The organism is Micromonospora sp. NPDC048909 (assembly GCF_040649635.1).
In the GTDB taxonomy this organism is placed as follows: Bacteria; Actinomycetota; Actinomycetes; order Mycobacteriales; family Micromonosporaceae; genus Micromonospora.
On record NZ_JBEZFU010000014.1, the window covers coordinates 32,810 to 45,215 of the forward strand.

Genomic DNA, 12,406 nt, shown 5'->3' on the forward strand with positions numbered 1-12,406 from the left:
GGGATGAGCGACAACGCCGGTGACCCCGCGACCGAAGCCTTCGTCGCCCACCGGAACCTGCTCTTCACCGTCGCCTACGAGATCCTCGGATCGGCGGCCGACGCGGAGGACGTGCTGCAGGAGACCTGGCTGCGGTGGATCAAGGTCGATCTGGATCAGGTACGCGACCAGCGCGCCTACCTGATCCGGATCAGCACCCGGCAGTCGCTCAACCGCCTGCGCACCATGCAGCGGCGCAAGGAGGCATATGTCGGCCCCTGGCTGCCCGAGCCGCTGCTCACCGCGCCGGACACGGCCGAGAACGTCGAGCTGGCCGAGAGTGTGTCGATGGCGTTGATGCTCGTCCTCGAGACGCTCTCGCCGACCGAGCGCGCCGTCTTCGTGCTGCGCGAGGCGTTCGACGTCAGCTACGACGAGATCGCCGCGGCCGTCGACAAGAGCGCGGCGGCCGTACGTCAGATCGCCCACCGCGCCCGGCGGCACGTCGATGCCCGCCGCCCCCGCATGTTGGTCTCCCCGAGCGAGAGGCGGGCGGCGCTGGCGGCCTTCCAGCGCGCGGTCGAGACCAACGACCTGCGGGCCCTGCTCGACGTGCTCGCGCCCGACGTGGTCGTGGTCAGCGACGGCGGCGGTCTCAAACTGGCCGCGCGGCGGCCGATCGTCGGCGCGGAGAAGGCGATCCGCATGTTCATCGGCAGCATGCAAAAGGTCGGAGGCACGCTCACCACCGAACCGACCGTGATCAACGGCAGCCCGGCACTGCTGTTTCGCCTCGACGGGGAGATCGACGGCGTCGCCGCGCTGCGGATCGAGGACGCCCGTGTCACCGGCATCTACTACGTCCGTAACCCGGAGAAGCTGTCCCGCATCGAGTCCGAAACCCCGCTCACCCTGCACTGACAGGTTCAGCAGCCCCATCACGCTGCCTGCTGCTCTCGTGTGACCCACTCCACGATTTTTCCGACATGGAAACTTTGCCGGTCGGGAAAGTCGCGCGGATAGTTGTGCCGTGACCTCGGACGTTGGCCTGCGCGAGCGGAAGAAGCGGGCGACCCGCGCGGCGTTGAGCCATGCGGCATGGTCACTGATGGTCGAGCACGGGATCGACGCGGTGACCGCCGAGTCGGTCGCCGCGACGGTGGACGTCTCACCGCGGACCTTCCGCAACTACTTCGCGAGCCGGGAAGAGGCGATCCTCGACGGGATCGTGCAGCGCTCGAGCTGGCTCGTGGAGGCGCTGCGTGCCCGGCCCGCCGGCGAGCCGGTGTGGGACTCCTTCGCCCACGTTCTGCCCGACGCGATCATGAAAGTGCTCGGTGAGCGCGAGGACGACGTCGCCGCCCTGGTACGCGTCTCCGCCGAGAACCCGGCGATGCTGGCGCAGCAGTTGACGGCGTTCGCGCGCGTCGAGCGGCTCATCGCCGAGGTCATCGCGGAGCGGACCGGGGCCGACGTCGAGCGTGACCTTGCTCCGCACCTGCTGGCTGCCGTCCCCGGAGCCACGATGCGGGCGGTGGTCACGTTCTGGGCCGACGGCACCACCGACGCGACCCTTCCCGACCTCGTCCGGACCAGCGTCGCGCAGCTGCGCGAGGGCCTTCCCCTCGGTCACCCGCCACCTGAGGCCTCGCCCGCTCCGCCAGCTGCCCGGCCGCGAGCCGGAGAAGCCTCCCGTCCATGAGGAGGAGCACGTACCCGTCTGACCAGCCTGCCCTCCCACAGAGCCGCCGCCGTTCGCAGACGACGTCAGCGGCCCTGCGCCTGCTCATCCCTCGCCGCCGCGAAAGGAACGCCGTGGCTGCCGACCACCGCGGGAAGCGCCCGCACCCCGTCCGCGAACTGCTGATCGTGGCCGCGCTCTTCCTGGCGTACAAGGTCGGGCGGCTGCTCGTGGTCGGGGACCTGCCCACGGCGTACGCCCATGCCACGCACGTCTGGGCGCTGGAGCGCGCGTGGGGACTGCCCGACGAGGCGACGTTGCAGCGGAGCGTCCTGTCGCACGACGGCCTGGTCCGGGCCGCGAACAGGTACTACGCCTCGGTGCATTTCCCGGCCACCGCGGCGCTGCTGCTGTTCACGTACCTGACTCGTCCGGCCCTGTACCGGTGGGCGCGCACGCTCCTGGCGGCGCTGTCCGGCGTGGGATTCGCCATCCAGGCCCTCATCCCCCTGGCCCCACCGCGGCTGCTGTCCGCGACCGGCGTGCTGGACACGGGACGCGTGGTGGGGCCGAGCGCCTACGGCGACCCTGCCACCGACACCCTCTCCAACCAGTACGCGGCCATGCCCTCGCTCCACGTCGGCTGGGCGACGGTGGTCGCCATCGTTCTGATCGCGGCCGGCCGTACCCGGTGGCGCTGGCTCTGGTTGCTGCACCCGCTGCTCACCCTCACCGTCGTGGTGATCACCGGAAACCACTACTGGCTCGACGCCGTGGCGGCCCTCGCCCTGCTCGGCGCGATCCTGCTGGTCGCCCCCCGACCCCGGGCGGCGCCCGCCGCCACGACACGGTCAACGGCCGGGACGACCACGGAAGAACCCGCCGGTCCGCTGGTCACTGTGGCCGGGGTACGACGCCGTCTGCTGGCCCGGGACGCGGGCGGCTGGCGCCGCGGGCGTACGCCGGCCTCACCTGCTCGGCCTCTCGGCGGCCGGCAGGGACGCGATGACCTGGCTGCGGGCGTACTGGTCGAGGATCCAGCTACGGCATCGCCGCATCTCCCGGCGTTTGGCGAACGCGCCCATGAGCAGGGTCAGGCGGAGAACCCTGAGGCGTCGGTTTCGGCCGTGTCATGACAACCCGAGTGCGGCGTCGACCGGACTCGTGTTGACTCTGGCGGTGGATCGTCGACGGCTCAGCAGCATCGCGCACTCGCACCACCCGATCGCGGCCCCGATCTTCGGTGTCAACCTCAACCGGCTCCTGCGCCGAGCGGGCCGCCAACCGGCGGCTCGTGTCCTCGACCTCGGCTGCGGAGCGGGATCCTGGGCACTGCAGGCCCTCGCTCACTACCCCGACGGGCACGCGGACGGCGTGGACGTCAGCCCGTACGCCCTCGAACGCGCCGCCAGCGCCGCCGCCGAACGCGGGCTCGCCGACCGGCTCACACTGCATGAGCGCGACGCCCGGACGTACGTGCCGGATGGCGATTACGACCTGGTGCTGTGCGTGGGGTCGACGCACGCGTTCGGCGGATTCGGCGAGACGCTCAAGCTGGCCGGCAAGCATGTGAATGCCGACGGCATCCTCATGGTCGGTGAGGGATTCTGGCAGGTCCCGCCGACTCCGGAGGCACTCGCCGCACTCGATGCGAAGCCTGAGGAATTCACCGACCTCGCCGGCCTCGTCGACGCTGCCGAGCAGGCCGGCTGGACGCCGATCCACGCCCACGTCAGCGACGCCGCAGAGTGGGACGACTACGAATGGTCGTGGATCGGCTCGCTCACCGAGTGGGCGCTGGACAACCCTGGCCACCCGGACGCTACCGAGGCACTCACCGTCGCCCGCGAGCACCGCGATCAGTGGTTGCGCGGGTACCGCGACGTTCTGGGCTTCGTCACGCTGGCACTGCGCCGCATCTGATCGTGGTCCGTCTCGGCAGGGTCGCCCGGAGGCGTCCCCTGGTGACGCCCGAGGAGAACCCGTCACCGGCCGCAGGCCCTGCACGCGTCGCGGGTGCGCAGGTGGTAGTCGCTTGACGCCGAGAGGAGGCCGAGCCCCAGGATGCAGTACGCCGACATCGCCACCCAGAGGAACGTGTCGGAGAACTGGCTTACCGATCCCGACATCAACTGCACCAGCCCCATGCCGAAGTAGCCGACGATGCCCGCCCCGAGCCCGAAGCCGGGCACCAGCAACAGCAGACGAGGGATCCTGCGGCCGGCGAGCAGGGGCACCCACCCCGGCCAGATCTCGCCCCACCGGTGTACCAGCGCCAGCGGCAACAGCACTCCAGCCAGCAACAGGCCGACCTCAAGCCCGATCACGGAGGCGTCGTGCGTCAGGCCGTCGAATCCCACCACGACCTGGGCCGCGAAGCGGGTGACGAGGCCGGCTACCGCGGCGTACGCGGCCCAGCGCGCCCACCGCGCGGGTGCTGAGCGCCGCGCACCCGGTCGGACCGTCCGGCAACAGGCCGGACAGTCGCCCCGGGTGCGTCGCTGATAGCGGGCGGTGGCCAGACCGAGCAGGACGGTGCCGGTGACACAACCGAGCCGGCTGGCGAGCGCGACCGGGTCGAAGTACGGTCCGACCGCGAACAGCAGGAAGCCCACCAACTCCGGCAGCAGGATCGCGGCTGCCGCGATCAGCGCCCCGGCGAGCGTCCAGGCGGCTCCTGCCAGCGCCGGACGCCAAGTCGCCGCCCGGTCCAGAGCAACCGCCAGGACACCCGCGGCGACGCACAACGCCACCGACCGCCAGCCGGTGAAACCGAGCAGGTCCGACCCGAACTGCCGGAACTCCGGAGCCTCGCCGACGGTCCACGCCAGACGCACGCCCCCGTACGTCACGGCCCAGCCGAGCACCGCGTACGTCAGGCCGTGGCCGGTCTTGCCGGCGATCGATGCCGATGTCGTCATGCATCCGATCCTTGCGGCGCCCTGGCGCGGGCGAGCCCCACCGACAGGGGAAGCCACTCCCTCGCCGGAGGGACCTGCCGAGGCGACCGGCTGCGCGCTGTCCCCGACCGCCAAGCGCGAGACGGAACCTGGGGGTGTGGCTAGATCGGGAAGCGGCCGCGGCGGACCTGCCAGTGGCGGCCGGCCTTCAGGTGGTCGACGACCGCGCGCTGGAGCACGGTGCGGCGCGGCAGCTGGTCGAGCGGCGTGGTCAGGGTGCGGAACACGAACCGCAGCACCTCGACGTCGGCGTCCAGCCCTTCCGGCTCCTCGTAGGGCTCCAGCTCGAACCTCCGCTGGAACCGGACGATGTTGGAGTCCCCGGGCAGGTACTCCAGCAGCTGCGGGTCGAGCAGCCACGAGCCGCAGGAGAACGCCGTGTAGCGCTCGTCGGGAAAGTGGCGCGGGAAGAACGCGCGGGCCTCGTCGAGCGACGCCGCGACCGCCTCCGGGGTCATCGGCCCCGACTCAGGGATGTGCAGGTCGATGGCGGCGTCGCCGCGCTGGTGCTGCAGCCGGCCCAGCTCGTAGATGCCGCCGCGCGCGTGCAGCGTCAGCCAGCTCTGCATGACCGGCCAGCCCTCGCGGTGCATCCGCCGGTCGATCGCGAGGTTGCGGCCCAGGTCGGCGAGGGCCACCCACGACACGGCATCGGCGATGCCGTGGTCGCGGTGGTACTGCCTGACGACGTCGACCAGGGCCAGGTACGCGTACACGTAGAGGTGCCGCCAGGCGGGGCCCCGTTCGCGCGGCAGCTCCGGACCGGGCGACAGCCAGCCGTGGCCCCCGAGGTCGGCGCGGACCAGGGCGATCGAGCGGTCGAGCAGCCAGCGCAGCTCCGGGGTCCACAGCGGAGAGTCGGCGTCGGGCCAGCCCGCCATGATCTCGGCGGCGTCGTCCGGCCGCACGGCGAGCCGGTTGAGGATCGCAGGCGCGTCGGCCTTGGCGGGCAGTGGAGCCGACGGACGGTCGCCGGCGAGCCGGTGCACGCGGTCGACGTCCTCGACGGGAACCCCGAGCCGGGCGGCGGTGTCGTCCAGATCCACGCGGACGACCCTACCGGCCGGTCGGCGCGTTCCAAGGCCCGTACCGCTCGGGCAGAACCTGCCACGGTGACCCGGTCCGCAAGCGTCCGGTGGACGGCGCGGGTCACCCGGGTCAGTCGCCGGCCAGGGTGAGCAGTCCGTCGGCGGCGACCTCGAAACGGGTGCCGAGGCGGCCGAGCAGATCGGCGAGCCAGCGGGCCTCGTCGGGGCTCGCGGTCTCCAGACGCATCCGGCGGATCCGCACCGGAGCGGCCCGCAGTCCGCGCAGCCGGCCGGTGTCCCAGTCGAGGGCGGGCAGCCAGAGCAGCCGCAGTTCAGGCCGGTACACCTCCTGCCCGCTGATGCCCTCGTAGTCGTCGACCAGGTCCCCGCAGCCGTAGAGGATCAGCCGGTCCCGGTAGACCTCAACCGGTCGGAGGTGGTGCGACGAGTGCCCGTGCACCACGTCCACGCCAGCGTCGAGCAGGCGGTGCGCGAACTCGATGTGCTCGGCCGGCACCTCGTACCCCCAGTTGGTGCCCCAGTGCACCGAGACCAGCACCCGGTCGGCGGGCTCGGCCTCGGCGGCGATCCGCCGCGCCATCAGCTCGGCGGTGGCGGCGGAGGTCTCCGGCAGGTACGCCACTCCCGGCCCGTCGGCGGTGGCCGCCCAGTACGGGGGCACCCCGCTGGACGGGGCGGCCACCGAGAAGACCAGCACCCGGCGACCTCGGCCGAGGTCCACCCGGGCCGGCTCCCACGCCGCCGCGGCGTCCCGGCCGGCACCGGCGGCGGCGATCCCGGCCCCGGCCAGCGCGTCGAGGGTGTCGGTGAGGCCCACCGGGCCGAAGTCGAGCACGTGGTTGTTGGCCAACGCGCAGACGTCGAGCCGGGCGGCGGCCAGGCAGGACACGTTGTCCGGGTGCATCCGGTAGTGCACCGATTTGGCCGGGGCGTGCTCGCCCCGGCCGGTCACCGCGGTTTCCAGGTTCACGATCCGCGCGTCCGGCCGCAGCCGGTCCAGCAGTGACAGGGCGACGCCCCAGGGCCACCGCGGTGGCACCGGCCGGGGAATCGGCCCGCTGACCGACTCGGCCAGCCCGACGTAGGTCTCCGCGTCGCGGACCGCACCTTCGCGCAGGTCGGACGGGCCCGGCCGGGGCAGGATCCGGTCCACCCCACGGCCGGTCATCACGTCGCCCGCGAGGAAGAGGGTCAGCGCATCGTCGGCCATCCGGCCGCTTTCCCCGCCGCGCCCGAGCCTCACCTGCCACCAGCGGCGACGCCCGGCGCGCCGGTCGGGCCGCGTCGCGTCGGCCGTCTGGGCAGCCGGTAGGTGCCTCGCCAGACTCGCGGCCTGGGCGGCCAGGGCAGGCCCGGTGGCGACCGCCTCGCTGCCGTTGCTAGAGTCATGTTGTTGCTGAAGCAAAATTATCATCGGCAACTACTTTGAAAGGATGCCTTCGATGACCAAGCTCTCCGTCATCTACTACTCCTCGACCGGTACCGTCCACGCCATGGCCAAGCGGCTCGCCGAGGCTGGCGAGAAGGCCGGCGCCGAGGTGCGGCTGCGCCAGGTTCCGGAGCTTGCCCCCGCGGAGGCCATCGCCTCCAACGCCGCCTGGAGCCAGCACTTCGACGCCACGAAGAGCGAGGCGAAGGCGACCGCCGACGACATCGTCTGGGCCGACGCGGTGCTGTTCGGCACCCCGACCCGCTACGGCAACGTCTCCAGCCAGCTGAAGCAGTTCATCGACACTCTCGGTCCGCAGTGGGGGCAGGGGCTGCTGGCCGACAAGGTGTACGCCGGCTTCACCGCATCCATGACCGCCCACGGCGGCCAGGAGTCGACGCTCCTGGCGCTCTACAACACGATCCACCACTTCGGCGGGCTGGTCGTCGCTCCCGGCTACACCGACCCGGTGAAGTTCGGCGACGGCAACCCGTACGGCGTCTCGCACGTCACCGGCGGAGGCAACGACGCTCCGCTGGGCGACGCCCAGCTCAACGCCCTCGACCACATGGCTCAGCGGGTCGTCACGATCGCCAGCAAGCTCAGCGCCTGACAAGCTCCGCTGGTGCCGGGCGGCCTCCGGGGCGGAGGCCGCCCGGCAGGCCAAAGGGCCGGTTTCCCGATGTGGGAAGCCGGCCCTGGCCCGCTTTGAAGGGACCCGGCACGCGGCCGGGTGGGAGGGGACGCGCCGGCCCTTGCTGAGATCCCTTCACGAGCGTAGGAAGAACACCACGCTCCATCCACCACGGTCGACCCCGCAGCGATCCACCTTCCCGCGTCGAAGGAGATGCGCGTGACCACACCCAGACGGCTCCGTCTCGCCGTGTCCGTGCTGGTGACCGCAGGCGCCGTCCTGCTCGGCGCGGCCGCCACCGCGGCGCCGCCTGCGACTCCCGGACCGGCGGGGGACCGGGCCTGCGACCCGATCGACCCGACGGCCTGCCTGCTGCCGTTCCCCAACGACTACTTCACCGTGCCGGATCGGACCAGCCCCACCGGCAAGCGGGTGCGGTTCGCGACCTCCGCGATGCCCGCCAACGTGCAGGGGACCCCGATCGACCCGACGGAATGGAACCGGCAGGACGGGTTCAGTCCCGGCTCGCCGATCCTGGTGCGGGTGCCCGGCCTCGACGCCGCGGCGACCGGGATCGCGCCGGTCACCGACATCGGCCGCTCGATGGCGCCGGACGCGCCGATCGTGCTGCTCAACGCCCGCACCGGCAAGCGCACGCCGTACTGGGCCGAGCTGGACGCGCACGCAGCCGGCCAGCCCGACCGGCAGCTGCTGATCATCCGGCCGGCGGTGGCGCTGACCGAGGGCACCCGGTACGTCGTCGGCCTGCGCGGCCTGCGCGACGGCAACGAGGCGTTGATCCCGGCGCCGAAGGCGTTCACGGCGTACGTGACCGGTGCCGGCCTCGGCCATCGCGATCGTCGGGCGCCGCAGATGAAGCGGATCCTCGCCGACCTGACCAGGGCCGGCGTCAAGCGGCACAGCCTCTACCTGGCCTGGGACTTCACCGTGGCCAGCCGGCACGGTCTGACCGGGCGGATGCTGGCGGTCCGGCACGGTGCGTTCGCCGCCCTGCGCCGGGCCGCACCGTCGTTCACCGTCACTCAGGTGACCGACTATCCACCGGAGCAGGAGCCGCTGATCGCCCGGCAGGTGACCGGCACCATCGGCGTACCGTCCTATCTGACCGGCGACGGCGGACCCGGTTCGCGGCTGCACTACGGGCCGGCCGGCGGCGACGGGACAGCACCGACGCCGAACGCCCTGCCCACGCCGTCGGGCGCGACGGTCGCGGCGGACTTCGTCTGCAACATCCCGCGCAGCGCCTCCGCCGCCAGGCCGGCGCACCTCTCGCTCTACGGCCACGGCCTGCTCGGCAGACCGACCGAGATCAACGCCGGCAACGTCAAGACGATGTCGAACACGTACGACTTCACCTTCTGCGCGACCAGTTGGATCGGCATGGCCGCCGCCGACGTCCCGTACGTGGCCGGCGCCTTCACCGACCTCAGTGCCTTCCCCGCGGTGGTGGATCGGTTGCAGCAGAGCTTTTTGAACTTCCTCTTCCTGGGCCGGGCGATGATCCACCCGGGCGGGTTCGCCGCCGACCCGGCGTTCCAGGGCGCCGACGGGCAACCGCTGATCGACGTGGCCGGCGGGCTGCACTACGACGGCAACAGCCAGGGTGGCATCAACGGCGGCGCGCTCACCGCCATCGCCCAGGACTGGACCCGGTCGGTGCTCGGCGTGCCGGCGATGAACTACTCCACGCTGCTGCAACGCAGCGTGGACTTCGCCCCGTTTCAGACAGTCATGGACGGCTACTACCCGGACAAGGTCGACCAGCAGCTGATTCTCGCGCTGCTGCAGATGTTGTGGGACCGGTCCGAGGCCAACGGGTACGCCCAGCACATGACCGACCGGCCGTTGCCGCGCACCCCGGCGCACCAGGTGCTGATGCACGTGGCCTTCGGCGACCAGCAGGTCTCGCCGGCCGCGGCGGAGGTCCAGGCGCGGACCATCGGCGCCCGCCTGCACACCCCCGCGCTCGCCGACGGCTGGTCACTGGATGTCCAGCCGTACTGGGGCATCGCGCCGATCCGCAGCTATCCGTACACCGGCTCGGCGATCGTGATCTGGAACAGCGGTGCGGCGTACGCGCCACCGCCGACCAACCTCGCCCCGGCCGGGCCGGAGTACGGCGACGATTCGCACGAGTTCCCACGCGCCCAGGCCGGGGCCCAGAAACAGAAGGCGGTGTTCCTGCTCACCGGCAAGGTCATCGACGTCTGCGCGCGGACACCCTGCCCGTGACACGGTGAACCGTCGCGCCGGAGGGGCCCGCCGGGATCACCATTCCGGCGGGCCCGTGCGGGAACGCTCTGGCTCAGAAGGACGGAGCCAGACCGCAGCGCGGCGGTCAGCGGCCGTCTTCCGCGGCATCACGGCGAGGAGGGTTCAGTGAGTGATATTCCGGATCTCGGTCCCCTGCCGCAGCGCATCACCGTCGACGTGGAACAGGTGCGTCGGCTCATCGCCGACCAGTTCCCGCACCTGGCCGACCTCCCGATCGAGCCGGTGGCCAACGGCGGCTGGGACAACTGGACCTTCCACCTCGGCCCCGAAAGGCTGGTGCGTCTGCCCAGCGCGGCAGAGTACGCCTTGGCGGTCGACAAGGAACATCGGTGGCTCCCGGCCCTCGCCGCTCGGCTGCCGCTGCCCATCCCCGCCCCGGTGGCGAAAGGCAGGCCAGACGCGGGTTACCCCTATCCGTGGTCGATCTACCGGTGGCTCGACGGCGAACGTGCGAGCGTGGACCGCATCGCCGACCCGGTGCGATTCGCGATCGACCTGGCCGAGTTCCTAGCGGCCTTGCAGAGTGTCGACACCGCCGAGGGTCCGCAGCCGGGTGTCCACAACTGGTTCCGGGGCGGCACCCTGCGCACCTACGACAAGAAGGTGGAGCGTGCTCTCGCGGAGTTGGACGGTCACGTCGATGCCGAGCTGGTGCGCGAGATCTGGGCGAGGGCGCTCGACGCCTGCTGGGACGGTGTAGACCGCTGGTTCCACGGGGACATCGCCGAGGGAAACCTTCTGCTTGCTGACGGGCAGCTGGTGGGCGTCATCGACTTCGGGACATGCGGCGTCGGTGACCCAGCCTGCGATCTGGCGATTGCCTGGACTTTGCTGACCGCTGACGGCCGGCAGGCATTCCGCAAGCGGCTGTCGGTGGATGATGCGACGTGGGCGCGCGGACGTGGCTGGGCCCTCTGGAAAACGCTCGCTACCTGCTCCTACACCTTCGAAGACCCCGAGGACGCGGAGGATTTCGCGAGCGCGCAGCGCGTCCTCGGCGAGATCTTTTCTGAATACACGTCGACGCTGTCATGAAGCCTCGCCCATGACAGCCAATACGCCGCGGCACGCCCTCGCCCAGCCGTGATCACGATCCCCGACTGGAGTACTAGCCTGCCGCGTTGTGCTTCGCGACCAGGTTCGGGAGTTCGTCCAGCGAGTCGATGCGGAACAGGCATTGCTCGGACACGGCTGGGATGTCGAGGATGTGACCCCACGGAGAACGGCGGATCAGGCAGGTCTTCATACCGGCCTCGTTGGCGGGGCGTGCATCGTTGTCGGGCCGATCGCCGACGTACAGGATCGAAGACGCGTTGCCACCGCCTTCGCGAACGACCCGCTCGAAGAAGGCCGGCGACGGCTTCTCCACGCCCCAACCGTGCGACGTGCCGATCACGTCCACGCAGAGGTCGAGAGCGCGGAGGATCCGCTCAGCGTGAGCTGGCTGGTTGCCGGCCAGGCCCACGAACAGGCCCTGTTCCTTCAGGGAGGTCAGGCACGGTCGCGCGTCGGGGTAGAGATCCTCTTCGCCGAACGTCTCCGGCTTGTCGGCAGCTGCTCGGCGCTCGAGTTCGGCCGCGAGATCGAAATCGGGCCGGAAGGCCCGGAACGTCTCCTGATAGTCCAGGCCCCGGGCGATGACCGCACCGAAGACCGCCGAAAACGTGTGCCGTGGAACGCCGAGCCAGTCCGCCCAGTTCTCGAACTCGCGGGACTCGTCGAGAATCGTCCCGCCGATATCGAAGAAGACCGCGTCGATCACTTGCGTTCCTCCGTCACCGTCGCTGCTGGTGGATCCTAGCCGCGGGGGCGCTCTATGGCCGTCCCGTCCACGGCCTCAGCGCGGCACCACAGCGATGACGTCAATCTCAATCAGCATCCCGGCCAGCGCCAGGCCGGGCACCGGGATCAGAGTCCATGCCGGCTTCCGGTCTCCCCACACACGATCGAACTCCTGTCTCACCACCCCAAACTTTTCCTCGTCGTGGTCGACGACGAGGAGGTTGAACTTCGCTACGTCCGACATCGTGGCACCAGCGGCTGCAAGCACAGTTGCGGTGTTCGCCAGCGCTTGTCTGAGCTGCGTCCCGAAGTCCTCCGCCAGAACGCCGTCTTCGGTCTCGCCGCCCTGTCCTGCCGGAAGGATCATCCGCCAGCCGGCCGGGAATACCGCAAGGTGCGAGTAGGCGTTCGGCCGAGGATCGTAGAGACCCTTTGGGTTGATGAACTTCAGTCCGTCAACTTCTCCCGCGTGAACGTTATGGGCCACGTCGTTCTTTCCCTCCGCGCTGCTGTGAGGACGTCTGCACTCAAGGACCAGCGGTGGTCGCGAAAAGTGCTTGCATCGTGACCCACCGTTATCGCGAGTTTAGTGCTCCG

The 12,406-nt window shown here is 70.8% G+C and carries 12 protein-coding genes; 7 read left to right on the forward strand and 5 right to left on the reverse strand.

Going from position 1 to position 12,406, the window contains the following annotated elements; all coding sequences use genetic code 11:
* Positions 1-3 precede the first annotated feature (3 nt).
* The 4 genes from AB0C04_RS28230 (at position 4) to AB0C04_RS28245 (ending at position 3,583) form a co-directional block, all read left to right on the forward strand.
* On the forward strand, positions 4-900 hold the full coding sequence (locus AB0C04_RS28230; protein WP_357060258.1) for an RNA polymerase sigma-70 factor: 897 nt from the start codon (positions 4-6) through the stop codon (positions 898-900).
* Positions 901-1,009: 109 nt separating this feature from the next.
* Positions 1,010-1,681, forward strand: coding sequence for a TetR/AcrR family transcriptional regulator (locus tag AB0C04_RS28235; RefSeq protein WP_357060261.1), 672 nt, complete (start codon positions 1,010-1,012; stop codon positions 1,679-1,681).
* Between the two features lie 113 nt (positions 1,682-1,794).
* Entirely contained in the window at positions 1,795-2,796 is a 1,002-nt protein-coding gene (locus tag AB0C04_RS28240) for a phosphatase PAP2 family protein (protein WP_357060264.1), read from the forward strand.
* Between the two features lie 28 nt (positions 2,797-2,824).
* Complete coding sequence (locus AB0C04_RS28245; RefSeq protein ID WP_357060266.1) at positions 2,825-3,583, forward strand: class I SAM-dependent methyltransferase; 759 nt, start codon at positions 2,825-2,827, stop codon at positions 3,581-3,583.
* A gap of 62 nt (positions 3,584-3,645) precedes the next feature.
* Here AB0C04_RS28245 and AB0C04_RS28250 read toward each other — a convergent pair whose 3' ends face one another.
* From AB0C04_RS28250 to AB0C04_RS28260, 3 genes are all read right to left on the reverse strand, one after another.
* A complete protein-coding gene (locus AB0C04_RS28250) occupies positions 3,646-4,581 on the reverse strand; it encodes a hypothetical protein (protein ID WP_357060268.1) in 936 nt (311 codons plus the stop codon).
* Between the two features lie 140 nt (positions 4,582-4,721).
* Positions 4,722-5,666 carry an acyltransferase domain-containing protein gene (locus tag AB0C04_RS28255; protein WP_357060271.1) on the reverse strand — a complete coding sequence of 315 codons (945 nt, stop codon included), beginning with the start codon at positions 5,664-5,666 and terminating at the stop codon, positions 4,722-4,724.
* A 112-nt stretch (positions 5,667-5,778) separates the two neighbouring features.
* Positions 5,779-6,879: a CapA family protein gene (locus tag AB0C04_RS28260; RefSeq protein WP_357060274.1), complete on the reverse strand. Its 1,101-nt coding sequence runs from the start codon at positions 6,877-6,879 to the stop codon at positions 5,779-5,781.
* Between the two features lie 232 nt (positions 6,880-7,111).
* On the opposite strand from AB0C04_RS28260, the gene wrbA reads away from it, so the two are divergent.
* The 3 genes from wrbA to AB0C04_RS28275 all read left to right on the forward strand — a co-directional run bounded on the left by wrbA (position 7,112) and on the right by AB0C04_RS28275 (position 11,062).
* Positions 7,112-7,711 carry an NAD(P)H:quinone oxidoreductase gene (wrbA, locus tag AB0C04_RS28265; protein WP_357060277.1) on the forward strand — a complete coding sequence of 200 codons (600 nt, stop codon included), beginning with the start codon at positions 7,112-7,114 and terminating at the stop codon, positions 7,709-7,711.
* A gap of 234 nt (positions 7,712-7,945) precedes the next feature.
* Positions 7,946-9,985, forward strand: a complete 2,040-nt coding sequence (locus AB0C04_RS28270) for a hypothetical protein (RefSeq protein ID WP_357060280.1) — start codon at positions 7,946-7,948, stop codon at positions 9,983-9,985.
* 147 nt (positions 9,986-10,132) lie between these two features.
* Positions 10,133-11,062, forward strand: coding sequence for an aminoglycoside phosphotransferase family protein (locus AB0C04_RS28275; RefSeq protein ID WP_357060283.1), 930 nt, complete (start codon positions 10,133-10,135; stop codon positions 11,060-11,062).
* Positions 11,063-11,135: 73 nt separating this feature from the next.
* Here the strand turns inward: AB0C04_RS28275 and AB0C04_RS28280 are convergent, their stop codons facing one another.
* Together AB0C04_RS28280 and AB0C04_RS28285 are read right to left on the reverse strand one after the other, a co-directional pair.
* Entirely contained in the window at positions 11,136-11,789 is a 654-nt protein-coding gene (locus tag AB0C04_RS28280; RefSeq protein ID WP_357060286.1) for an HAD family hydrolase, read from the reverse strand.
* A gap of 75 nt (positions 11,790-11,864) precedes the next feature.
* Positions 11,865-12,296 (reverse strand): RidA family protein, encoded by a 432-nt coding sequence (locus tag AB0C04_RS28285; protein WP_357060288.1) that lies wholly within the window; start codon positions 12,294-12,296, stop codon positions 11,865-11,867.
* Positions 12,297-12,406: the final 110 nt, after the last annotated feature.